Origin of the sequence: Microcystis sp. M_QC_C_20170808_M3Col (assembly GCF_007095505.1) — a bacterium.
In the GTDB taxonomy this organism is placed as follows: Bacteria; Cyanobacteriota; Cyanobacteriia; order Cyanobacteriales; family Microcystaceae; genus Microcystis.
This window is the reverse complement of record NZ_SFBY01000089.1, coordinates 1-22,756: the sequence shown is the minus strand read 5'-3', so window position 1 is coordinate 22,756 and position 22,756 is coordinate 1. Positions and strand designations below refer to the sequence as shown.

The window sequence follows — 22,756 nt, the reverse complement described above, 5'->3', positions numbered from 1 at the left end:
AAAAACTGGCAATAATAACCGTCAGCACGTCTAACAACTCTTACCCGTTTAATCTGTTGTTCTGAATAATAAACTAAGGTTTTTTGACTACACCATAAATCAAATTCTCCTGCTTTAAAGCCATCGGTGAACTTAATTTTACGTCTATCATCTGATAGTTGGTAGCCTGTTAGTTTGTATTCAACCGAACGGCTATGCTTTTTGAACCGAGGAAAACCTTTTTTCCCTGGTATCTTAGCATGACAATTCTGATAAAACCGATTAATTGATTGCCAAGCTCTATCAGCAGCCGATTGACGAGCTTGAGAGTTTAATTTATTAACCCAAGGTGTCTCTTTATTCTTAGCTAGTACCGCACAAAGTTTTTGGAGATCATTGCGAGTTGTCCCTTGATTGTCCATCCAATAACGAACACAAGAGTTACGCACAAACTGAGATGTTCTAATTGCTTCATCAAGCCGGTGATATTGTTCTGGTGTCCCGTTTTTTAGCTTTGCTTCTACGACTAGCATCTAACAATCCTCGACCCTTGGCTAGGTTAAGTATAACAGAGTTCGCCGTTTACCCACAGATGGTGTTGATATTCTGGTCGGATTTCATCCCCCGCTAATTTTGTTGAGTATCTTGTCGAAAAATGTAGCGGGGGCATTCATCCGACATTTTAGGTAATCCCAAGGGGAAAATCCATCTCCGGCAAAAATCAAAAACTGCCCCGAGAAGCAGATAACCGATCACTGTTCACCGATAACTTTTATTTACCCATACCTAACTGCTGGGCCTTTTGATAGACTTTCCCCTCCGTCAGCAGCGAAGGGGCAATCACCACTTCCACCTGTTGCATTTCCTTTAAGTTCTTAGCACCCAAAGTTCCCATACTGGTTTTCAGCGCCCCCAAGAGGTTATGAGTACCATCATCTAATTTTGCCGGTCCAACGAGGATTTCGGCAATAGTTCCCGTACTGCCCACGCTAATTCGGGTCCCCCGGGGTAGAACTAGGCTAGGTGTGGCCATACCCCAGTGAAAACCGCGGCCAGGGGCCTCCACGGACCTGGCAATGGGAGAACCAATCATCACCGCATCGGCGCCACAGGCGATACATTTGCAGATATCACCGCCGGTAATAATGCCGCCATCGGCAATAACGGGGACGTATTTACCGGTTTCTTGGAAAAAATCGTCCCTAGCGGCGGCACAATCGGCCACAGCAGTGGCTTGGGGAACTCCCACCCCTAAAACGCCGCGAGAAGTACAGGCAGCCCCGGGACCGATACCGACCAAAACCCCGGCTGCCCCGGTTTTCATCAGGTTAAGGGCGACTTCGTAGGTGACGCAGTTGCCCAAAACCACGGGAATGGGCATTTCTTGGCACAGTTGTACTAAATCGAGGGGGGTGATAGCTTCCGGGGATAAATGGGCAGTGGAAACAACGGTTGCTTGGACAAAGAGAATATCGGCCGCTGCTTGGGCGACGATAGCACCGTATTTGACGGCACCGGCTGGGGTGAGGCTAACTGCCGCAATACCGCCTTTTTCTTGAATTTCTTGGATACGAAGTTCGATTAGTTGCGGTTTAATCGGTTCTGCGTAGAGTTCCTGCATTAAACCGACGAATTCTGATTTGCCGACCGCCGCAATGCGATCGAGAATCGGGTTAGGATCTTCGTAACGGGTTTGAATTCCTTCGAGGTTTAGTACCCCTAGCGCCCCCAACTCGGAGAGAAGGACAGCCATTTTAGTATCCACCACCCCATCCATAGCGCTGGCGATAATCGGGATTTCCCGCTCGATATTACCGAGAGACCAACGGGTATCGGCTAAACTAGGATCGAGGGTTCGCACTCCGGGTACAAGTGCGATTTCATCGATACCGTAAGCTCTACGGGCTGTTTTGCCCCGACCAATAATTGTATCCACGTTTCTATACTATTTCAGACCTATTTAGCCTAGACTAGCAAATTTCGCACCATCTCGAAAAGCTTTTCGGTATTATGGCTGACTAGGCCCTGGGAAAATAATCGCCGCAGTCGATCGCTTGTTCGGTGTTGGCGCTCCTGGGTTGTACACTACATTTGAGGCGATAATCGTTGGTAAAGTAGCGGCAGTGGGAGCAAGGGATGGAGTGCATTCGTCGGGCAACTTGCCAACTATCGCGCACGGCACTGGCTAAAGACCAGCAAACTAAAGCGATAATGGCAGCGGCGATTGAAAAACGTAAAATAATCCAGATTTCCATGGCGAGCAACTAAAATTACCTGATTTGGATAGGAATCAACCGAGGCAATCGGCATAGGGTTAGATACTGAACAGTTTACTTAGGGTTTGCGGCAAAAAGTTTGTTGGTGGGGGCAGGGTGTGGGGTGTGGGGTGTGGGGTGTAGGGTTTTACCGATTTTGAGGTAGTCAGTTACCTAATTTTCAGGGAAAAAGTACCTCAATTTTACCCCCGATCACTCCAATGGTCAGCACTTTTTGAGGGGAAAAAAGTCTAAAAGCCTTATCCAACAAGGTTTTTAGATTTATTCAGCCAACCCTACTGAAATCCAGACTAACCGTTAGCAATCACCAGACTTTTAAGCACATTTTCGGTCATCGCCGCTATTTGATCCAATTGTTCCTGATAGCGTTTTGCCTGTTTTTTGGCTTCTACCTTGCGTTTCAGGGCTTCCCGGGCTAAATCATCGCGATTTCTGCTTAAAGCTTCGATCGCTACTCGATTCCATGTTTCTGCTTCTTGAATGGCTTTTTTGTACTGGGGGTGAATTTCATCCCAACTAACCTTAAGATTGCTTAAAGCCCCTTTTAACAGGGTTTGGGCATTGTTGGGGTCGGCTCCGATTAGGGATTTTTTCAGAGGTTCGTAGAGTCCCACCGCTTGTAAATGGGTAATAATCGGGATAAATTCTTCTATCTGTTGACTTTTGCTAATACCAGTCTTACACCAAGTGGCAAAATGTTCGCAGTTGTTAAAAAGAAGATTATATTTCTGCTCCCCCAGACGACTTAGCGCCCTTTCTACCACCACATCGGGGATAAAGGAAAATCCCACCTCTACATGGCGCACCACATAGATTTTACCGCCCCTAGCAAAAGTTTCTAGGGAAGTTCGTTCGACAATCTCGCTCGGTTTTCGGTAATGAATGACGCTACCATCACCGCAATCGATGCCATGATGAGCATAAACACCCTGAAGATTGAGCAATTGCCGATAAGCGTATATTTGATCCCCTTTAGCCATATTTTTTTAGTGATAAAGTAAACAAGGAGATTATCTATTGACCCAGTTTTTCTAGTTATTAATCTTATATTTTAGAGATTATGGATGCTTTTAGTCCCTTTCCCCCTGACTGGACAGAGAATGCTGTTCACGCCTACAATTTTTGTTGTCCTTACTGTGGGGCAAAAGCTAAAGAAGCTCAGGCCGTTTGGATCAATCGCCGCGCTCCCGTTTTAGGAGAAGATTCTCGACGTAAATGGCAGGAATTCTATCATTGTCAATGCGATCGAGTTTGGTGGGCCTGGAGTAGTGATCGACCTGCGGAAAATAAGTAATTCTCAATCGGGAATGTAAAATATGGCCGATGTCTATGTTTCTTGGGATGAATACCATCGTCTGATCGAAAAATTAGCAGTAAAAATCGATCATTCTGGTTGGCAATTTGCTCAGATTGTCTGTTTAGCTAAGGGAGGATTGCGCGTTGGTGACATTCTCTGTCGTCTTTTTCGTCAACCCCTAGCCATTCTCTACGCTGCTTCCTACGGGGGGCAAAATCATCAAATTCGGGGAGAATTAACTATTTCCTCAAATTTAGCCATGATCGAAGCCCAATTAAAGAGTCCCTTGTTATTAGTGGATGATTTAGTCGATTCGGGAATCACTCTCCAAAAAACCTCGATTTTGTTACAGGAAAAATACGGGATTACCAATATCAAAACTGCGGTGATCTGGTACAAAGCGGCATCAAGAATCAAACCTGACTATTATGTGGAATATTACCCCGATAATCCTTGGATTCATCAACCCTTCGAGCGTTACGAGTTAATTACACCCAAAGACCTCCTAGAATAAATTCAGTTTAGCATCAGCGGTAGAGAGTTTCCCCTTAAAAATACCACCAAAGAAGATTCATATCTGAAATCGGCAACGTCATCTATTCTCCGTAGGATTCAGCAGTAATTTTGCCCCGAAAAACGATGTAATTATAAACTGTATAGGCTAGTAAAATTGGTATTAAAAACCCCACAAAAGTCAGCATAAACACCAAAGAACTAGGGGCGGCCGCCGCTTGATAAATTGTCACTGACGGGGGAATAATATCGGGAAAAATCAACAATCCCAAACCGAGAAAAGAGAGCATAAACAGCAATACTGTCCAGACCATGGGGGTGTTTTCTTCCTTTAGTTGCAAACTCCGCAATAATAAACCCAGTAACAGCACAGCTAAAATCGGGATGAGGATAAAGATGTAAATTAGTCGAGGATCAAATAAACGCTGACGGATATGGTCAGAAAGCAGCGGCGTACTGATGGTGATAAAGACAGCACCGATAAAAGTGGTAATAGCGGCAATTTTTGCCGTTTTATAGTGAACTTCCTGTAAATTACCTGTAGTTTTCAGAATTAGGTAAGTGGAACCCACTAAAACATAAGCTTGGATTAAAGTTAGAGACACTAGAATCGATCGCCATGTTAACCAATCAAAGGGGCCGCCGGCAAAATGACCCAATTCATCCACTTTAATGCCCTCAAAAACCGCACCGAGGGCGAATCCTTGCCCCAAAGCGGCCAAAAAACTGCCGAGTCCGAAGGCATAATTCCAGAACAACTTGCGACGAGAATGTTCACGAAACTCGAAGGAAACAGCCCGAAATAATAGCCCCACCACCATAATCACAGCAGGCAGGTATAAAGCGTTTAAAATTGTCCCGTAAGCTAGGGGAAACGCCCCAAACAGGGAACCCCCCATCAAGACAATCCAAGTTTCGTTAGCATCCCAAACATTGCCCAAGCTGGTCATTAAAATACTGCGACGCTTCTCGGAGGAGGAAGTCAGGGAAAGAATTCCCACCCCCAAGTCAAAACCATCGAGAAGGACGTAGAGAAATAGAAATAATCCCAGAATAAAAAACCAAATTTGTGGCAGAAAATACTGTAAAGGTTCCATAGTTCCTCCTATTGTTGCGCTTCTAGGGAACGAGGATTTAGTTCTGGTGAGGTCACTTTTTCCTCTTGAGTCCCCGGCAGTGGTAAGTTAAGATTTGGTCCCTGACGGATAATACGACTGCCGAAATAGAGAGCAGAAACCAAGAAAACCACATAAATCGCCGTAATTCCGATTAAAGAGGTTAAAATCTCGCCCGCAGGTAGATGAGAAGCTGCATCCACCGTCCGGATTTGATTGTAAACTGTCCAGGGTTGACGACCGACACAACGGACAATCCAACCGGTTTCCACTGCAAGATAACCCAGGGGGGCAGCAAAAACCCAAGCGCGTAGTAACCATTTTTGACTGTCGATTTTTTCGTTAGATAATTGACCGCGCAGCCATTGCCCGACAGTTACAGCCATTAAAGACGCAAGAAAAAGACCGATAGCGACCATAATCCGGAAAGAATAATAGATTAGCCCCACCATGTGCGGTCTATCTTCGTATTTCCACGTTTTTAAGCCGAGAACAGGTTCCGATAACTTGGGTTTTAACTCCAAAAGATAACCCAAAGCATTAGGTATCTTCACTTCCCAGCTATTTGTCTCCGCTTTATCCTTGGGTAAAGCGACCAAACTCCAACCGGCAGTTTCTCCTGCGGGAATGGTTTCCCATTGCGCTTCCATGGCGGCTAATTTAGCCGGTTGATAGTGATACACTTGTTCGGCACTAAGATGACCGACAAAAATTTGCAAGGGAGCGATAACAATCGCTAGAGTAAGAACAATTTTGAGAGAACGACTAAAAAAGCTAATGTGACGTTTATTGAGCAAATACCAAGCACTAATCCCACCAATGACGAAAAGAGAAGTTTCCAGAGTAGCGAAAAACATATGCAGGAAACTATTAACCATGAAGGGATTGAGAATCGCTTGTAGGTAATCTTGAACGATAAATTTACCATCCACGAAAATGCCGCCAGCAGGGGTTTGCAGCCAAGAATTAGCGGTTAAAATCCAGAAAGTGGAAAGATTAGCCCCAAAAGCGACGAGAATTGTCGCTAGGAAGTGAATTAACGGGGGAACTCGTCCCCAACCAAACAGCATAATTCCCAGAAAACTAGCCTCTAGCATAAAGGCCATGGTTCCCTCGAAACCGAGGATAGTTCCGAAAAAGTCCCCCACTGCTTCCGAAAAAGGCGCCCAATTCATGCCAAACTGGAAGGCCATGGGTAAACCAGAAGCAACTCCAATGCCGAAATTGAGAATGTAGAGTTTTGCCCAGAAGCGAGCGTGATGATAGTAGTCAGGATTGCGAGTTTTTAGCCATAATCCTTCGACAATAACTAGATAAATTCCCATACCAGTGGTTAACACCGGCCAAAGCATATGGAAAATAGCGGTAAGGGCGAATTGTATCCGCGACAAAGCGACGGGATTGGCAAGTAAATCCATGATTATAATCTTTAAACGATCGTGAAGATATCATAAGCACCTATAATACTTAGCCAGTAATGCCCTGAAAAGGCAAGGTTAAATAGGAATTATATAGATTGTTTTTAGATTTATGCGATCGCTTTGGTGTTAGTCAATGACCTTAATTAGGGGTTGCTGAAAAAGTTTTCCCTGGGGGCAGGGTGTGGGGTGTGGGGTGTGGGGTTTTACCGATTTTCAGGTGGTCAACTACCTAATTTTCAGGGAAAAAGTCCCGGAATTTTCCCCCCGCTCACTCCCATATCCAGTACTTTTTGATTGACAAAAAGTCTAAAAGTCTTACCCAACGAGGTTTTTAGATTTATTCAGCCAGATATAATTGATTAGTAACCTTGTATTATATTTGAGGGAAAACTCAGAAAAATTGCTAGAATATTAGCCTGATTAATTAATTTTCCCCTCGATCGAGTATGACTTTCTCCTCAGCCGCAGACTTTCAAGATGAATTTGATGTCATCGTCGTCGGGGCGGGCCATTCCGGCTGTGAAGCGGCCCTAGCTTGCGCCCGTCTCGGTTGTCGCACCCTTCTCCTCACCCTTAATCTCGATAAAATCGCTTGGCAACCCTGTAACCCCGCCGTCGGTGGTCCGGCTAAATCCCAATTAACCCACGAAGTGGACGCTTTAGGCGGCGAAATTGGCAAAATGGCCGACCGCACCTATCTGCAAAAACGGGTTCTTAATGCCTCTCGCGGGCCGGCAGTCTGGGCCCTACGCGCCCAAACCGATAAACGGGAATACGCGGCAATTATGAAAGGTATTGTCGAAACCCAAGCAAATCTGGTTATTCGGGAAGGCATGGCCACAGACCTGATTTTAGGGGCAAATGAGCAAGTTTTAGGGGTAGAAACCTATTTCGGCACTTGTTTCGCCGCTAAAGCCGTCATTTTAACCACTGGCACTTTTTTAGGCGGCAAAATCTGGATCGGCGGCAAGTCTATGGCAGCCGGACGCGCGGGCGAATTTGCGGCGGTGGGTTTAACAGATACCCTAAATCGTCTCGGATTCGAGACCGGTCGCCTAAAAACTGGCACTCCTGCCCGTGTGGATAAGCGTTCGGTGGATTACTCCCGTATGGAACCGCAACCGCCCGATGACGAGGTACGTTGGTTTAGTTTTGATCCCGATGTCTGGATCGAACGAGAACAAATGAACTGTCATCTCACCCGCACCACGGCGGCAACTCATCAATTAATCAGAGATAATTTACATTTATCCCCCATTTATGGCGGTTTTATTGACTCCAAAGGTCCGCGTTATTGTCCCAGTATTGAGGATAAAATCGTCCGTTTTGCCGATAAAGAAAGTCATCAAATTTTTATCGAACCAGAAGGGCGCGATATTCCCGAACTTTATATCCAAGGGTTTTCTACGGGACTGCCGGAAAATGTTCAATTAGCCATGCTGCGGACTTTACCCGGTTTAGAAAACTGTGTGATGTTGCGTGCTGCCTATGCAGTGGAATACGATTATTTACCGGCAACTCAGTGTTATCCAACCCTGATGACGAAGAAGATTGAGGGGTTATTTTGTGCGGGACAAATTAACGGGACTACTGGTTATGAAGAAGCGGCAGCCCAGGGACTGGTGGCGGGGATTAATGCGGCGCGGTTTGCTTTAGGAAAAGAGTTAATTGTTTTTCCCCGGGAGGAAAGTTATCTCGGAACTTTGGTCGATGATTTGTGTACCAAGGATCTGCGGGAACCCTATCGAATGTTAACCAGTCGTTCCGAATATCGCTTAGTATTGCGATCGGATAATGCTGATCAAAGATTAACACCTTTAGGGCGAGAAATTGGCTTAATTGATGACCGACGTTGGCAATTATTCCAAACTAAACAAGCTAATATTATCGCTGAAAAAGAACGCTTACACGAAACGAGAATTAAAGAACGGGATGAGGTGGCAATTGCCATCGTTAAGGATACGGAACAAAAAATCAAAGGTTCTCTCTCTTTAGCGGATTTAATGCGTCGTCCTAACTTCCATTATCTCGATCTCGATCGTTATGGTTTAGGTAATCCCGATTTAAATTTAGCCGAAAGAGAAGGGGTAGAAATTGAGATTAAATATTCCGGTTATTTGAAACGACAACAAAATCAAATCGACCAAATTAGTCGCCACAGTAACCGACATTTATCCCCCGATATTGACTACATGAAAATCGAAACTTTGTCAATGGAATCTAGGGAAAAATTAACAAAAATTAAACCCGCCACCATTGGCCAAGCCTCGCGAATTGGCGGAGTCAATCCCGCCGATATTAACGCTTTGCTGGTGTATCTAGAAATGCGGCAGATGTCGGGAGTTAAAAGTTAGGGAATAATCCTGATTATCAGCGATCAAAAGTTCTTATCGCCCGTTTAATTGGCAGCACCGATGAGGATAAAAGGCGACCAAAAATAAGGATGGGGATATTTTTCAATCATGCTTAGTTTTGCCTCTCTCATCGCTTCGCTTTTGTTCATTCCTTTCTGGAGATTCTGATAGAATTTAGCCATCATAATCGAAGTAATTGCCTCATAGGATTTGTCTTCTAATTCTATGCCATCAGGCGCGCTCCAAAGACTGGCAATTACTGATTTAGCGCCGGCTCTTTCTAGGACGTAAGCTAACATTTCCCTCATTCGTCTTCAGAATCCTTCAAATAACGATCTAACTCCGCGATCACATCTTCTACTGTCATCGGTTGGAGATTACCAGACCGATACTCTGTCAAACCCTCCTGACATTCTCTCAAAAACTCCTGTCTTCTTCCCTCCACACACCGCTTTTTAACAATCTCGATTAACATTTCTTGCTGTTCCCTTGGTAATTGACTAACCAACTCCAGCGCGTTTTCAAAGGTAATCATATTGAACTCTCTTGTTAAATTTAATGCGATAACAGTCCTATTTAGGGTCTGCTGAATAATGAGGTACTTTTTCCCTGAAAATTAGGTAGTTGACCACCTGAAAATCGGTAAAACCCTACACCCCACACCCCACACCCCACACCCTACCCCCACCGAAAAACTTTTTCAGCAGACCCTATTTAAGTACGAAGATCTCATCAATGACATGATTTTTCCCCTCGCTAACCCGACATTAGAGGAATCTTTAATAAATGTTTCCTAATCCAATCAGCTAATTCTTCCTCTGAGAGCTTACCAACAGCAAGATCGATCCATATCTGGTATTTTTCTTGACTAGAAGCTTGAAGATCGTAGCCATTGAGCCTGAGAAAAGTCCTCGTCACTACATAGGCCGTTCTCTTATTCCCATCTACAAAAGGGTGATTCTTGACAATCCCATAAGCGTAGGCTGCTGCCAAAGAAGCCATGTCAGGAGGCGACTCAGAATAAGCCAGAAGATTTTGCGGTCGGGAAAGTGCGCTTTCTAGCAACCCCTCATCTCGAATACCCTCTAATCCACCATGCTCGGCTATTTGGCGGTGATGAATCGCGAGAGCTACCCCATCAGCTATCCAGATTAGCTGGTTCATGAGCCTAAGTTGCCAGCTTTCTCAAAACATTCCAGTCTTCGCGCATCACTTCCTCCGCCACTTCCATTTGCTGGACAAATTCGGGGTCGTAGGGTGTAAGCTCAAAGCCATTCGGCGTTTCCAAGACGTAGAGCATATCGCCTTTACTAAGGCGCAGCTTCTCCACCAACTCTTTCGGGAAAATCACCCCCATAGAGTTCCCTACCGTTGTGACTTTTAACTTAATCATCGTTTTTTGACTGAGTAAATATATCAATTATAGCACCTCCCATATTTCCTGAATTTCTCACATCACTTAACAATTTAGTATTAACTTTCCGAACCATTGTCTAATCTCTTGTTTTTCACTCTCTTCCAACGGAAAATCAATATTTTTGAATTGTTCGGCCGTTCTCTGCTTGACCCCTAAAATCTCGATCCCCACAACCCTGTCCGTCTCATCGTAATCATAGACAATCCCCGGCGCGACCTCCTCGGAATCCATAACCTTTCCCTCAAAACGACGGATATAGGCGGCATTAGAGGCTCGATCGTAGTCTATTTTCATAGTTTCCCCTTTAATCGGCGTTCAAAATGGACAATTACCAAAAGATTATAATTACTATATTGTTCGCATCAAACAAAAATACCCATGAAAACTAGACAAGAATATCTTAACGCCCTAGTCAACTTTGACCAACCCCTATCAACTATCCTACCTATCCTAAAAACCTTTCCTTGGGACAGTAGCGAAGCAATTATCACCCTAAAAAAAGAGCATTTGCTCCAGATTCTTGATCGCTATCTCAATAACGCTCTATCTGCCACTGACCTAGAAAACTGGGCCGATGCCATCGAATGCAGAGAAGATATCGCCTATGAAACAGATTACGAAGCTCTCATCAATGACATCATTTTTGACCTCGCTAACCCGACCTTAAACGATCCACTATTACCAAAAATTATCGAACAATATATCAGCCAACTTTCCCATTTAAAGTCTTCCTTAATTGCCTAAAAAATTTACCTCTCTTTGGTGAATTTTAATGCGGGTTTACTTGAATCTCAATTTTGTCCGAGGGGTTGAATTTAATTTCCTCGACAACGTAGAGACTGTTACGCAATACATCCGATATATATCCTATTTGTCGAGGGTTTAGCGAGGTTAAAGTTACTTCTGCTTTTCCTTCATTAACATCAACAATTCTGAAGTTTTGTAGGGGTTCCTGCCAGCGTTCTCTATTCTGTTGTTGGTAGTGGTAGCTAGCCGGTTGTGGGGGTTGTCGTAGTAGTGGTTCACTAAGGACAGGAGATTGGGATTCTTTGATAATTACTTTCCCTTGAAACTCTATCTGTTTGATCTCTTTCATTGCCACTTCTTTTGTTTTTGAATCTCTCCCTAAAGCGATCTTTTTCCCTTGCGAATCGAACTTGATTAATCTCCCGGATAGAGAAGTGCCATTTTTTAAAGATACTTTTGTATCATCCGGCATGAATACGGGAATTTTCTTGACGGGAGATCGATCGCCTGTATCATCCGGTATGAATACGGGGATTACGGGAGATCGATCGCCGGTGGCTGGTAGATGATAGCCCGCAAGAGAGGCGATAAAAACTAGGCTAGTTGCGGTTATTATTGGGTAGAGTTTTTTCATCTTTACCTTGCCTGAATGATCGGGATTTGGTTGGTTCTGTTTTCAATCTTGGATGCGGTGGGTTAGGAGTAGTAGTAACCCACCCTGGGGTTTTTTCTAGAGTTTTTTTTCATATTTTAGCGTCGGGATTGTCAAAGGAGAAGCGTTTTATCTTCTCTTTATGTTAAAACTTATAAAGCTACTCCTTCACGCGGTGGGCGATAGAAATATGACTCTACAAGAGCTAATGCGGTGGGTGGAAAAATTATCCTCGATCGAGAAACGGCAACTGATCGAAAAAATTACCGCAGAAATGGCATCGGAATCGGCAGAAGTTAATCAACCCCGTCCATCTTTATGGGGTATATGCGCCGATTTAGGACAGGCTCCCTCGGCTGAAGATATCGATAAAACCCGACGAGAAGCGTGGGGAGATTTTACGGCAGAGGATCTTTAAGTGTTAAAAGCAGTTTTAGATACTCATGCGGTTATGGAGAGACGCGCCACCTGTCTACGACACGCTGTCTGTTGAATTCCAGAAAAGTCTTTATTACAATAGGTATAACAAAATCTCTGACAAAATATATGTTTATTTTGACTAATAAGGTTTTAAATGCCTTTTTCGTCTCGATTTCCGCCGTCTTTCTTAGTTCGACCGCGAGCCTCGCCCAATCCCATAGTAGTCATCATCATATTATGGTCGGGATAGACGGACTCCCGACTCTAGCCGGCGGGACTTATAAAGCTCTGGCCAATCCGAACTACGGGAGACTATCGCTTCTGTTCCCGCATCAACATGAACCCGTCGAGATCAGTCATTTCCACGCCATCGGTATTTATAGTTACACGGGGGAGGCAACGAATCCGACAGTGGTAGAGACCAGTACCAATAACCGATTGCCCGAAACACGGTTCGACCTACCCCCGATCCCCCTGTTTCCGGGTAGCGGCGTTTTTGCGGGAAAGAATATTAGCCAGAAAACGGACGCTCATATGTATTCTGATTTGAAAATACGTCCGGTCGCCCATTTAACCGACGATCTCGCCGATCCTTACGTGAACGCAATTTATAATACGGGAAACGGTCGCTGGAAGGACTTGTTGGGAGACGAGGCGACGATCGCCCTACAATTAATCGATATCACGCCCGGTTTGACGGTAACGGACGCTTCGGGAATAAATTTGTTTAACGCGGTCAACGATACTTATGTTATCGGGCAAGGAGATTGGTTCGCTTTCACTCCCGTGTTTTCAACAGATGGGAACGCGCCGTTAGGAACCTATTCCGCTACCTTTCGCTTCGTGGATACGAATACCGCAAACGGTCGTACCCCGCTATTACCATCGGGAACCTTTAGCCTCGATTTCCAACCGGTTCCCGAATCCTCTACCTTGCCCGGAATCGTTCTCTTGGGTTCGCTCGGTCTTCTCGGCGGAGTAAAAAGGCAAAAAAAGAAAAATAGCCGATAATCCGTCCAAAATGTTAGGACTTTTCTAATCTAACGACCTACCATTGTAGGGAACCTGCGTAGGAATAACATCCCAGGGAGACAACTAATCAAATTCCTATTCCCCGAATATAATTGGACGCGGTGGGTTAGCACTACTCGTAACCCAACCTGCGGTTTTTGTCAATATATTTTTACTTTCCGAAACCTTTGTTCGGGCGGTTTTGTTTGGCAATACGGAGGGCTTTTCCGGTTTTGCCATCCTGTAGTGCGATCCGCATCGATCGCTTTTTCTGGTAGGATTGAATATCTGCCGCTAACGGATGATCGTTATCGATGCGTAGATGGGTTAAAGAACAGACAAGACCCGTTTGTTTTCCCAATTCATTTTTTAGGGAACAAATAATTCCCCCCTCGTCTCCCGTGTAGAAAATTTTATTGATCGAAAACTGGTGATCGGGTTTGTATCGCTCGCCTTTTGTTTCAGCTAGTTTTAACGTTTCGGGAGTTGCACGCACAGGGATTGGTAAACTCGCTTCCATTTTCTCAATTAAAAAACGAACTTGTCGGGGATCGTCGATGGACATGGTTATTCTCCTTGATAAAATACAAATAACTGGCGATAGAACCCGATCGAGTAGGATAGCGATCAAAAACGCCAATCAGGGACATTTTGCCGTGAGCGATCGGAATTCTCCCCCTCCCGGAACACAGATACTAGGAACCTTCGCCAGTCTTCTCGGTTTGCTGGGGATTTTTCTCTATTTTACGGGATGGATCTATCGGTGGGCCTATTTCGGCTGGTTTCGCCTTGAGATTAACCGTCTGGACTTGCCCTTGCGTTCCTTCCTTTTTGTGCCGATACAGGTCTTCTGTGGCGATTTCGGGGCGTTGCTGCGAACGTTTCTGGCGCTGGTTGCCGTTGCCTTCGCGATTCAATTTACCCTCTGGATTTTGTCTCCCCTGCCATCCTATTCAATTGTCAGTCAATCTAAACGGAAATTTCATCAAAAATTTCAGTTCCTAAGTTTATTAGTTCGGGGAATTCCCAAATCTCTCCGAAAAGATTTGATCGCTGTTATTTGGCTATTAATTATTCTTTTTTGGTTAGCCCGAACTCAGGGATCGATCGATGCCCGTCGCGATGCAGTTAATGATAGTTCTACCTTACCAGTTATCACTTTAGTTTTACCGGAAAAACAGATAGCGATCGGTCGGAATCCGGAGGATGTTTTTACCGATCCTTCTCTCAAAGGTTATCGAATTATCGGTGAGACTAAATTACTCGAAGAGCTGCGGGGAAAAGAAACGAATGATAGTAAAGTCAATCCCCCGCGAGTTTGGCGGTTATTAATCCAAAATAATAATTGGACTTATGTTTTTCGCGGGTTATCCCCTCAGTCGGCAGAAAATGAACGTCCGGCGATTCTAGCCATTCGCGAGGATAAGGAGGGACAATTGTTGATTATCGCGCCAGATGTCCCAGAATCCCAGTGAGACTCAATCGGGGAAATTATCAAAAGTGATCGCTTAACAAGAGTTAAAATTGACGTTCTTTAGCTAGGGTTTGCTGAAAAAGTCTTTTAGTGGGGACAGGGTGTGGGGTGTAGGGTGTGGGGTGTGGGGTTTTACCAATTTTCAGGAAAAAAGTAGCTGAATTTTCCTCCCAATCACTCCTAGCTAAGGCACTTTTTGGGGGAAAAAAGTCTAAAAGTCTTACCCCACAAGGTTTTTATGCTTATTCAGCCCGCCCTATCTAGGGATTGCCACCACCGACAGCGATGCCAGTGCCATAAATCTGAGCATTTGTCAAGTTAATTCTCTCCATCGATGCACCTGTCACATCGGCATCATAAATCACGGCACTGGTGAAATTGACTCCATCGAGATCAGCTTGATTCAAACTGGCATTAGTCAGAAAAGCTGCGGTCAAATTTGCGCCTTCTAGATTGGCATCGGTCAAATCTGCGCCCTCTAAGTTAGCTTCCTCCAGATTAGCTCCCTGTAAATTCGCTTTTCTCAAATCAGCACCGATTAGATGCGCCCCCCTTAAATCTGCACCGCGGAGATCACAGCCCGGACATTCCTGCGTATTCAATAATTGTTGTAGCTGTTGAGGATTTTCCGCACCGACGGGGTTAATCAGCAGTAAGGAAGCTAGGGAACCTAGGGCAATCATTAAAGTCCTTTTCATCGTTTTAGCCTCCTCTTTCGTTTTCTTCTCTACTTTTAGGATAGGAAAAAAGCTGCTGAGCAACTTCCCCCGATCGGGCTAATTCTCCTGTTATCTCACTTTTTCTTGCTTTTGCTAGTCGATCTCCCCTTTCATCGCCGTTGCGATCGCTGATCGGGCATTTTCCTTAAATTCTTTGACATCGACGCGACTTAATAACCAAACTGCCAGGATCATTCCCAATGCTTGCACGAGGAAAACTAAGCTGTAGGCTAAAACCGGACTAGAAAAGACAACTTTACCGATATTTAAAATCGTACCGCCTAAAACCGTGGCCAATCCCCTTGCGATCGCTTGTGATAATCCCCAAGCGCCGATAAAAGTTCCCGCGGTTTCGGCGGCGGTTAAATCTAACATTAAACTGGTAGCTCCGGCAGTAATCATTCCCGAAGCTAAACCGAAAAAGAGCAAGCTTGATTTTAATAAACTCTGACTAGCAGAAAAGCCGGCAAAAATCAAGAGAATAAAACAAATTGTTGCAAAAATACAGCCATATTTAGTGGTTTTTTGTTTACCGATGCGGGGAATGAGCATAAATCCCGTGGCAGCAATACCAAAAAGGGTTCCGGTTCCCCAAAAAGCGTTTAATTGGGTGGTTTGGGCGATACACATCCCAAAAACCTCGCCGCCAAAGGGTTCCATAATTGCATCCTGCATAAATAAACTCAAAGTCATCATCAGCAGGAAGGTGAAAAATAAACCGGTTTGCCGACTAGCGGTGAGAACTTGTAGGGCATCTTTGAAGGTAATTTGATCCTCTCTTTGCACAAGAGTGGACCGACTACTAAAACGAGAATATTTTTTTTCTACGCCAAAAGTCGCTAAAATGCAGAGACCGAAAACGATAGCGGGCATAATCGTGAACACGGGGTTAATATTCGCCTGTAGTTGCGGAATATTGGCTATAGGGGCTGATTGGGTCGGATCATAGGTCAAAATATTTGTACCGCAGATATTGGGAGTATCCAGCAAACGAGAACTAACGATCGCCCCGACGACAATTCCCACCATTAGCATTGACCAAACTATACCAACTAATTGCGATCGATTATCTTCATCGGACACATCCACCAAGAGGGCAGCAAAAGGGGTAGAACTGGCGCTTAAAGCCAGTCCGTAGAGGGCGAAAATTAAGGCTAAGAGGGCAATCCAGGCGTAGGAAATGGTACTCCATCCCGAAGTTTGAATACTAAGTCCCAATTGCCAGACTACTTGCAAAGCAATAAAAGCTAAAGCGGTAAAAACTGCCGCCCCAATCCAGACATAACCGCTGCGATGATGACCAAAAATAGTTTTACCATCGGATCTTTGCCCAAACCAGATGCGCGCTGGACTAACAAACTGGTGCATAGCGATCGCAGCTGCGGCGAGAAAGGGTAAAACTTTTAACTCATCGATCATAATCCGATTGAGAACCCCCAAAGTCAGCAGGGACATAATACCTAGTCCCATTTGAAAGAGTCCTAAGCGAAACATGGTGAAAAGTCCCAGTTTTGGCAGGGTTTTTGGGGATGAGTGAGCAGAATTGGAGATATCGCTGGTAGCCATGGTTAAATCAATACAAAAAAAGCCAGTATTTAAAAATTTAACGCAGGACGAGCAGACATCTTCTGGGGATTTAAGTTTCTATCTCCGATAACCAAGTGGTCAGATATGTCAAGCTGGCAAAATCAAGCAGCGCTTCTCCTAAAGTTTCTAATTGTTCTGGAGATAGTTCTCGGATTTGTTGGCTTACAGTTGAGGATATTTCACCTAAACGACGGTTAGGTAGCCGTAGAATCAAAGAAACCGCTTCTTATCGTCTTCCTTTTTCCCGGATATCCTGATAAATGACTGATTCGCGCATAATTTCTTCTCTTAATAAGCTTCTGATGATTTCCTTACTTGAATACTAACCCCGCCAGAATTGCTGTAGCGGCGGCTAAATTGCTTTTTTCAGTTCTACCCTCGATATTATCAATTTTTGGGGCTACTTTTGCTAATATTTTCCTATTGTATTATCCATTTTCTGAATTTATCCATATCATTATTGACTACGGCTTCAAAGGCCACGTTAGCATCAATTATCATCCTTGTAAAATAAGTATTTATCGGCGGTATTTCAGTGTCACTTTCGGTTGCCAACAAATGTTTGCTGATTTCTAAAATAAGTCTTAAGCTGTATTGCTTATTTCTTTTTGAAGAATATTCTAAAAGCTGACTTTTTGTGTTACTACTATGAACTAGCAATGGGATAGATATTATATTATATAGATCATTTTTGACATCGATTATTGCTTGTTTTATGTTATCCAAGCAAGTTTTATGATCAATTAAATTACCACGAATCTCACTTATATATTTATCTTGTTGACTATTTTTCTGCTCAAAATTATCAAAAATTAATTGGAAGTTTTCAATAAAATTACTTAAGCTCATCTGGATATATTCGTTTCTCGTTGCTAAATTATAGGCAAAAGTAATTAGAGCTTGCTGAATAAATCTAAAAACCTTGTTGGGTAAGACTTTTAGACTTTTTGTCAATCAAAAAGTGCCTCGTCTGGGAGTGTTCAGGGGGAAAATTCAGGGACTTTTTCCCTGAAAATTAGGTAATTGAGCCCCTCAAAATCGGTAAAACCCTACACCCCACACCCCACACCCTACCACCACCGAAAAACTTTTTGCCGCAAACCCTAATTAGTTGCTCATTAAGATTAGGGGGAAACTGTGTTCTCCTCGTCATTAGCGATAAATACCTCAAATCGTCTAACTGTATGTTCGAGTTAATCGAGAGCGCAAAAAATGGAGATTTCTACGCTTGCATCTTCCCCATTGTCCTCCCCGATGCCAAAATCTACAACCCCAAAGACCGACTAAAATGCACTCAATACTGGGAAACCCAAAGTAACGAACTAGAAGAAACCATGAAACAGGGAGGACTCACCAACCGGCGAGGAATTATCGACGATCTAAATCTTTACACCGTGATCCAGAAGTCAAATCGTAAAGTGCTTACTCTGTGATGATTATAATCGATTCGATCTTTGTTTAGCGTTCAAGTTCCATTAGGAATAAATTGGGTCTTTTTCCAGCAAACCTAGCAATTTTTGCATTTTAATCCAAACTCTTCTCATTTGCCAGAATTTACTTTTTTCCATGGCGGCTATTTTACTGTCAGCTTTTTGTAATTCCTCGTCTCTTTCTCGATAATCCAATTGGGTTTTTTGCAATTCTTGTTGCAATTCTTGTTCATGAATTTCTAATTGTTTAATTCGTTCTCTAGCCTGTTCCAACTGAGCGAATATATCGACTTTTAAGGTAACTAAAGCAGCAAAAATGGCTTGGATATTTTGGGAGTAAAGTTGGGGATGATTATAAAAAAGTTGGGTATAGGAATAAATATAGTGTTCTGCGGTCATTGAGCGACTCATAGAATCAGCTTTTTGTCGATAGAAAAATAACACTTCCGGGATACGATAGACTTCTCGACCTAATTCGATCAGAGATAGCCAGAAATCGTGATCTTCCCAACCATAAATTAAATTAGTATTATAGCCCCCCACAGTTTCCCAGTCGGATTTCCGAAACAAACCGGAGCAAAATATCATATTATCTACTAATATATCAGGAAATTTATACTCAGGCAGCGACCAAATTCCTTGTCTATCCCCAAAATACTCCGCTTCGCAATAAACTATACCTAATTGCTCATTACCTTCTAGCAAAGTAACCGCTTTTTCTAGATAGGAATCGGCAATTTTATCATCGGCATCAAGGGGAAGAATATAGGTTCCTTGCGCTTGGGCAATTCCTAGATTTCTGGCTGTGGCAACCCCTTGATTTTCTGTGCGGATGATCCGGGTTTTTGGCTGTTGATAATCTTGTAAAATCTCGATGGTTTCTGGTTCTGTGGATCCATCATCAACGATCAGGATTTCAAAGTTTTGGTATGTTTGCACTAAAACAGATGTGATCGCATCATCAAGATAGCGACCTTGATTATAGCAAGGAATAATCACGGAAACTTGAGGAACATGACTCATTGAGGGAAATTCTCTCCTACTCGATCAAAAACTAGGTTATCAATAGCTTATCCCAAAAGTTCCCCTTTCTCGTTTTTCTAAGTGAAGGAAGTGTTGATATCCCCACTAGCAATTTCGGGATAGTAGGACATATTATGGATAAATTCTTAAATTATTCCGATTGGTGGACAAAATCACCCAATTGGGTGATCCCCGTGAGGGAAGCATCTCTTTTTAATAGAGGATAAGTTATTCAATAATCCGATTATCATTACCAATGATCCTTAATCATGGAAGCTCATCAACAAAAACAACTCCGCACTTTCCTCTTGGAAAAATTAGCAATTTCCCCCCGTTCCCTCGATATGGCTGTGCGTCTCTGTGAAGCATCAGTGGGTTCTTTACCGATGGTTCTGTGGCAGTACGGTTTAATCGATTTGTCGCAATTGAATCAAGTTTTTGACTGGCTGGAAACTGTATAATTATTTTCCAAGAATATGCTCATTAATTATCATTTTTATTAAGAGAATTGACCAAGTTCCAGAGCAGCGAGTTCCTGCAATTTATTTATTAAGTCCCGTTAAGGTTTGCCCTGGCAGAAAATCTCACCTTTGCTGGGACTAATTAAACCAGCTATCATCCGCTATTTCCCCCCGTTTTAATTCGAGATTGATCTGGTATAAAATACTAATTTCTCGCCTCGATCGCCTTTTTGCTTGTCATGAAAGTAAGGTAGAAACAAACTTAATATAGCATAGGTTCTTGAGTTAGGCATCGACTATATGGAACTCTTTCATGGCCGGATAGAAGTTGAGATTTTCATGACCCGGACGACTGAGTTTAATCAGGGCAAACCGTTGGGATGGGGGCAATTTTTGCCATTGTTCTAAACTAATTTCGATCTGGAATTCTCTGGCTTTTTCTCGGACTGTATCGGGAATCTGGCTATCATCTAGCCAAGCAGGATCGGGATCTATTGCTAGTTCTTCCGGGGGATTGCCAGTTTTTTCGGCGATTAATTTTTGCAGAAAATCTCGATAGATTTTGGCTTCTGCTGCCGTCGTACAAGTCATATTAACTAATACCATTCTTTCCGGTTGACTCAACTGCATCCAATGGGATAATTTTAATTTAACTCCACAGGTATCTAGTTTCATTCTCACGGTCATTGGGATACAACGTAAGGAGTCAACAAATTCGGCTTCAAAGTCGAAAAAGGTGGTCATATCATTTTATTGGTTTGCTGAGTATAAATCTATGATACAGTGCCGCGGGATAATTGCTGGGCAAAATGGTATTTTATTGGATAAAATTGGCTCGATATTGATGACTAGAAACGAGAATTTCCTCTATTTCCTGCCATTTTTCTCCTGCAATATAGTCAACAATTTGATCAAGATTTTGCCGATAATTTGCTAAAGATATCAATAAAGCTTGACGATTGTATTTAGCCATCATTAAACCTAATTCGGGATTGCCACCACCGACGCGACTGGTATCGCGAAAACCAGAACTAGCTAAATTTTCCGCTAATTGGCGAATATTCAGGTCTTGTTCTTTCGCACAAGCTTGGATTAAACTGGTACTAATCATTACTGGCAGATGGGAAATCCATGCCACGGCTCGATCGTGTTCTTCGGGGGAGGAATAATAAATTTTACAGCCTAATTTCTGCACGATTTCAGTTAAGATTTCCACGGCAAAGTTAGGGGTAGATTCAAGGGGAGTAATCAGGTATGGGGCATTGACAAATAAACCAAATTGTGCTGCATTAATTCCCTGTTCGGTTTTCCCAGCCATGGGATGACTACCGACAAAATTTGGCCACAATTGGCAACAATTGGCTACAATTGCCCCTTTAACTGATCCCACATCGGTGACAATGGTTTGGGTTTTTAAATAGGGAGTTAATTTTTCCAAAGTTGGCACAATTAAATGTATAGGAGTACAGATAAAGATTAAATCGGCAGTAGCTAATAATTCTAAACTGGTGCTAGATTCATCTACCACTCCTTTTTGTACAGCGATATCACAGGTGTATTGTTGACGAGAAACTCCCAAAACTTTATAACCTTGTGAGCGGAAATCTAAGCTCAAGGAACCACCAATTAAACCCAGTCCAATAATGCCAATATTCATTAGGTTTACTCAAAGATAATTTCGTCTTCTAGTCGCCAAGCAGGATCGACAATGCACAAGAAAATTAAGGGTTCCTCCCCACAATTATGAATATATTGTTTAGCTAGAGGAGGTATATAAATGGCAGCACCGACAGTCACTAACTGCACTTCCTCATCGATGTGCATTTCCCCTTGTCCTTGCAAAATATAATAAACTTCCGCCGTTTTTAAAGCGTGGGGAGTAGAAGTTTCTCCCACATCTACCTGGGCGTGGGCTAAACTATAACGTAGATTTAACGGCTGTTTATCGGGATGCAATAACTCGCGCAATCGGGTATGATCACCGGCGATGAATTCCTCACATTCGAGCAGTTTTCTGATTAACATAGTAAAATTAAACCTCGAAGATTGTTTTTATTTTATCATTGAGTCAAAAGCTAAAGACTAATAGCCGTTATCATAGAAATATTCAGCATCGCCAGAATTAACGAATGACTTGGTTAGAACATAGTGTACAGGTAGAAGTGGACGCACCGATCGATCTGGTTTGGGAGCTCTGGTCAGATTTAGAACAAATGCCCCAGTGGATGAAATGGATCGAATCGGTGAAAATTCTCGAGGAGGAGCCAGAGCTTTCCCGTTGGAAGTTAGCCAGTGGTGGTCTAGAATTTACTTGGTTGTCACGGATACTGAAAATTGTCCCCCACCAGATGATTCAATGGGAATCCGTGGACGGGTTGCCTAACCGCGGGACAATTCGTTTTTATGACCGTCATGGTAGGAGTATTGTGCGACTGACAGCAGCCTATGCTATACCAGGTTGGTTAGGAAAATTGATGGATAATCTTTTCCTCGGTCGAGTGGTGGAATCAACCCTGCAAGCCGATCTAGAGCGTTTTCGCCTTTATGCTCTCAATATTGTCAATAATACGCCGCCAAGGTGAGGTAATAATCGGCAGTAAGCTGTTGACTATCTAAATTGCTCGTTAAGACTGTCTATGAGCAGGGAGCAGGGAGCAGGGAGAGGGTGGTGAGCATTTGTACTAAAATTCCCCCACGCGGTTTGAACGCAGGGTAGTGATCCGATAGTAGTGGTGAGCTACCTTGCTTATCTAGCCTGAGTTGTGTAGAATATTGACTAATAAAAATAATTACCTGATAAATGTCAAGAATTTGCTTTTTATGATTCAAGAATTTGCTTTTTATGATTGCTGTTTTTATC

The 22,756-nt window shown here is 43.4% G+C and carries 31 protein-coding genes and 1 pseudogene; 10 read left to right on the top strand and 22 right to left on the bottom strand.

The features are described 5' to 3' along the window. The 4 genes from EWV84_RS04750 to EWV84_RS04735 form a co-directional block, all read right to left on the bottom strand. Nucleotides 1-512 (bottom strand): nuclease/transposase family protein (locus EWV84_RS04750; protein ID WP_502705758.1); only part of this gene is annotated, 512 nt, incomplete at its 3' end. A 239-nt stretch (nt 513-751) separates the two neighbouring features. After that, nucleotides 752-1,915, bottom strand: coding sequence for a GuaB3 family IMP dehydrogenase-related protein (locus EWV84_RS04745; RefSeq protein WP_287076767.1), 1,164 nt, complete (start codon nt 1,913-1,915; stop codon nt 752-754). An 82-nt stretch (nt 1,916-1,997) separates the two neighbouring features. Beyond that, a complete protein-coding gene (locus EWV84_RS04740) occupies nt 1,998-2,234 on the bottom strand; it encodes a hypothetical protein (protein WP_041804354.1) in 237 nt (78 codons plus the stop codon). A gap of 311 nt (nt 2,235-2,545) precedes the next feature. Continuing rightward, nucleotides 2,546-3,235 (bottom strand): lecithin retinol acyltransferase family protein, encoded by a 690-nt coding sequence (locus tag EWV84_RS04735; protein ID WP_287076764.1) that lies wholly within the window; start codon nt 3,233-3,235, stop codon nt 2,546-2,548. A gap of 80 nt (nt 3,236-3,315) precedes the next feature. Between EWV84_RS04735 and EWV84_RS04730 the strand changes: the two genes are divergently transcribed. Both EWV84_RS04730 and EWV84_RS04725 read left to right on the top strand, forming a co-directional pair. Next, on the top strand, nt 3,316-3,549 hold the full coding sequence (locus EWV84_RS04730; RefSeq protein ID WP_002771307.1) for a hypothetical protein: 234 nt from the start codon (nt 3,316-3,318) through the stop codon (nt 3,547-3,549). A gap of 22 nt (nt 3,550-3,571) precedes the next feature. Then, nucleotides 3,572-4,066 (top strand): phosphoribosyltransferase, encoded by a 495-nt coding sequence (locus tag EWV84_RS04725; RefSeq protein WP_046663150.1) that lies wholly within the window; start codon nt 3,572-3,574, stop codon nt 4,064-4,066. A gap of 82 nt (nt 4,067-4,148) precedes the next feature. Here EWV84_RS04725 and cydB read toward each other — a convergent pair whose 3' ends face one another. Further along, nucleotides 4,149-5,162, bottom strand: coding sequence for a cytochrome d ubiquinol oxidase subunit II (gene cydB / locus EWV84_RS04720; RefSeq protein ID WP_287076763.1), 1,014 nt, complete (start codon nt 5,160-5,162; stop codon nt 4,149-4,151). An 8-nt stretch (nt 5,163-5,170) separates the two neighbouring features. After that, nucleotides 5,171-6,598 carry a cytochrome ubiquinol oxidase subunit I gene (locus EWV84_RS04715; protein ID WP_287076762.1) on the bottom strand — a complete coding sequence of 476 codons (1,428 nt, stop codon included), beginning with the start codon at nt 6,596-6,598 and terminating at the stop codon, nt 5,171-5,173. A gap of 449 nt (nt 6,599-7,047) precedes the next feature. Between EWV84_RS04715 and mnmG the strand changes: the two genes are divergently transcribed. After that, nucleotides 7,048-8,955 (top strand): tRNA uridine-5-carboxymethylaminomethyl(34) synthesis enzyme MnmG, encoded by a 1,908-nt coding sequence (gene mnmG, locus EWV84_RS04710; protein ID WP_287076761.1) that lies wholly within the window; start codon nt 7,048-7,050, stop codon nt 8,953-8,955. A gap of 44 nt (nt 8,956-8,999) precedes the next feature. Here mnmG and EWV84_RS04705 read toward each other — a convergent pair. The 5 genes and pseudogenes from EWV84_RS04705 to EWV84_RS04685 form a co-directional block, all read right to left on the bottom strand. Continuing rightward, nucleotides 9,000-9,251, bottom strand: a pseudogene (locus EWV84_RS04705) (CHAT domain-containing protein); the annotation flags it as partial. Between the two features lie 8 nt (nt 9,252-9,259). Further along, nucleotides 9,260-9,490, bottom strand: a complete 231-nt coding sequence (locus tag EWV84_RS04700) for a hypothetical protein (RefSeq protein WP_287076759.1) — start codon at nt 9,488-9,490, stop codon at nt 9,260-9,262. Between the two features lie 221 nt (nt 9,491-9,711). After that, complete coding sequence (locus EWV84_RS04695) at nt 9,712-10,119, bottom strand: type II toxin-antitoxin system death-on-curing family toxin (RefSeq protein WP_287076758.1); 408 nt, start codon at nt 10,117-10,119, stop codon at nt 9,712-9,714. 4 nt (nt 10,120-10,123) lie between these two features. Continuing rightward, nucleotides 10,124-10,348 (bottom strand): AbrB/MazE/SpoVT family DNA-binding domain-containing protein, encoded by a 225-nt coding sequence (locus tag EWV84_RS04690; protein ID WP_012267820.1) that lies wholly within the window; start codon nt 10,346-10,348, stop codon nt 10,124-10,126. A 66-nt stretch (nt 10,349-10,414) separates the two neighbouring features. Further along, entirely contained in the window at nt 10,415-10,666 is a 252-nt protein-coding gene (locus EWV84_RS04685; RefSeq protein ID WP_287076757.1) for a DUF2283 domain-containing protein, read from the bottom strand. Between the two features lie 84 nt (nt 10,667-10,750). Here EWV84_RS04685 and EWV84_RS04680 point away from each other — a divergent pair, with 84 nt between their 5' ends. Then, a complete protein-coding gene (locus tag EWV84_RS04680) occupies nt 10,751-11,116 on the top strand; it encodes a hypothetical protein (protein WP_287076756.1) in 366 nt (121 codons plus the stop codon). 25 nt (nt 11,117-11,141) lie between these two features. On the opposite strand, the gene EWV84_RS04675 is transcribed toward EWV84_RS04680, so the two are convergent. Then, entirely contained in the window at nt 11,142-11,753 is a 612-nt protein-coding gene (locus EWV84_RS04675; RefSeq protein ID WP_287076755.1) for a hypothetical protein, read from the bottom strand. A 160-nt stretch (nt 11,754-11,913) separates the two neighbouring features. Here EWV84_RS04675 and EWV84_RS04670 point away from each other — a divergent pair, with 160 nt between their 5' ends. Beyond that, complete coding sequence (locus EWV84_RS04670; protein ID WP_287716428.1) at nt 11,914-12,189, top strand: hypothetical protein; 276 nt, start codon at nt 11,914-11,916, stop codon at nt 12,187-12,189. Nucleotides 12,190-12,317: 128 nt separating this feature from the next. Continuing rightward, nucleotides 12,318-13,202, top strand: coding sequence for an all3515 family Zur-repressed PEP-CTERM protein (locus EWV84_RS04665; protein ID WP_353737482.1), 885 nt, complete (start codon nt 12,318-12,320; stop codon nt 13,200-13,202). 172 nt (nt 13,203-13,374) lie between these two features. On the opposite strand, the gene EWV84_RS04660 is transcribed toward EWV84_RS04665, so the two are convergent. Next, a complete protein-coding gene (locus EWV84_RS04660) occupies nt 13,375-13,767 on the bottom strand; it encodes a hypothetical protein (protein WP_287076754.1) in 393 nt (130 codons plus the stop codon). On the opposite strand from EWV84_RS04660, the gene EWV84_RS04655 reads away from it, so the two are divergent. Further along, nucleotides 13,760-14,677 (top strand): hypothetical protein, encoded by a 918-nt coding sequence (locus tag EWV84_RS04655; RefSeq protein ID WP_287076753.1) that lies wholly within the window; start codon nt 13,760-13,762, stop codon nt 14,675-14,677. The two genes, EWV84_RS04660 and EWV84_RS04655, sit on opposite strands and share 8 nt — an antisense overlap. A gap of 259 nt (nt 14,678-14,936) precedes the next feature. Here EWV84_RS04655 and EWV84_RS04645 read toward each other — a convergent pair whose 3' ends face one another. The 4 genes from EWV84_RS04645 to EWV84_RS04630 form a co-directional block, all read right to left on the bottom strand. Beyond that, entirely contained in the window at nt 14,937-15,374 is a 438-nt protein-coding gene (locus tag EWV84_RS04645; protein ID WP_287076752.1) for a pentapeptide repeat-containing protein, read from the bottom strand. A gap of 114 nt (nt 15,375-15,488) precedes the next feature. Then, a complete protein-coding gene (locus EWV84_RS04640; protein WP_287076751.1) occupies nt 15,489-16,961 on the bottom strand; it encodes a BCD family MFS transporter in 1,473 nt (490 codons plus the stop codon). A gap of 70 nt (nt 16,962-17,031) precedes the next feature. Next, nucleotides 17,032-17,196, bottom strand: a complete 165-nt coding sequence (locus tag EWV84_RS04635) for a DUF4351 domain-containing protein (RefSeq protein ID WP_286825926.1) — start codon at nt 17,194-17,196, stop codon at nt 17,032-17,034. Between the two features lie 206 nt (nt 17,197-17,402). Further along, nucleotides 17,403-17,831 carry a hypothetical protein gene (locus EWV84_RS04630; protein ID WP_287076749.1) on the bottom strand — a complete coding sequence of 143 codons (429 nt, stop codon included), beginning with the start codon at nt 17,829-17,831 and terminating at the stop codon, nt 17,403-17,405. A gap of 242 nt (nt 17,832-18,073) precedes the next feature. Here EWV84_RS04630 and EWV84_RS04625 point away from each other — a divergent pair, with 242 nt between their 5' ends. After that, nucleotides 18,074-18,415, top strand: coding sequence for a toll/interleukin-1 receptor domain-containing protein (locus EWV84_RS04625; RefSeq protein WP_287076748.1), 342 nt, complete (start codon nt 18,074-18,076; stop codon nt 18,413-18,415). A gap of 42 nt (nt 18,416-18,457) precedes the next feature. On the opposite strand, the gene EWV84_RS04620 is transcribed toward EWV84_RS04625, so the two are convergent. Next, nucleotides 18,458-19,435: a glycosyltransferase gene (locus EWV84_RS04620; RefSeq protein WP_287076747.1), complete on the bottom strand. Its 978-nt coding sequence runs from the start codon at nt 19,433-19,435 to the stop codon at nt 18,458-18,460. A gap of 269 nt (nt 19,436-19,704) precedes the next feature. Here EWV84_RS04620 and EWV84_RS04615 point away from each other — a divergent pair, with 269 nt between their 5' ends. Next, nucleotides 19,705-19,896 carry a DUF2949 domain-containing protein gene (locus EWV84_RS04615; RefSeq protein ID WP_286824399.1) on the top strand — a complete coding sequence of 64 codons (192 nt, stop codon included), beginning with the start codon at nt 19,705-19,707 and terminating at the stop codon, nt 19,894-19,896. Between the two features lie 285 nt (nt 19,897-20,181). Here EWV84_RS04615 and EWV84_RS04610 read toward each other — a convergent pair whose 3' ends face one another. The 3 genes from EWV84_RS04610 to EWV84_RS04600 all read right to left on the bottom strand — a co-directional run bounded on the left by EWV84_RS04610 (nt 20,182) and on the right by EWV84_RS04600 (nt 21,921). After that, a complete protein-coding gene (locus tag EWV84_RS04610; protein WP_287076746.1) occupies nt 20,182-20,640 on the bottom strand; it encodes a nitrate reductase associated protein in 459 nt (152 codons plus the stop codon). A gap of 73 nt (nt 20,641-20,713) precedes the next feature. Continuing rightward, nucleotides 20,714-21,553, bottom strand: coding sequence for a prephenate/arogenate dehydrogenase (locus tag EWV84_RS04605; RefSeq protein ID WP_287076745.1), 840 nt, complete (start codon nt 21,551-21,553; stop codon nt 20,714-20,716). Nucleotides 21,554-21,558: 5 nt separating this feature from the next. Continuing rightward, nucleotides 21,559-21,921: a cupin domain-containing protein gene (locus tag EWV84_RS04600; protein ID WP_286824396.1), complete on the bottom strand. Its 363-nt coding sequence runs from the start codon at nt 21,919-21,921 to the stop codon at nt 21,559-21,561. Nucleotides 21,922-22,025: 104 nt separating this feature from the next. Between EWV84_RS04600 and EWV84_RS04595 the strand changes: the two genes are divergently transcribed. Next, complete coding sequence (locus EWV84_RS04595; RefSeq protein WP_287076744.1) at nt 22,026-22,478, top strand: SRPBCC family protein; 453 nt, start codon at nt 22,026-22,028, stop codon at nt 22,476-22,478. A gap of 52 nt (nt 22,479-22,530) precedes the next feature. Here EWV84_RS04595 and EWV84_RS04590 read toward each other — a convergent pair. Beyond that, on the bottom strand, nt 22,531-22,756 hold a 226-nt coding region (locus tag EWV84_RS04590), incomplete at its 5' end, for a hypothetical protein (RefSeq protein WP_287076743.1).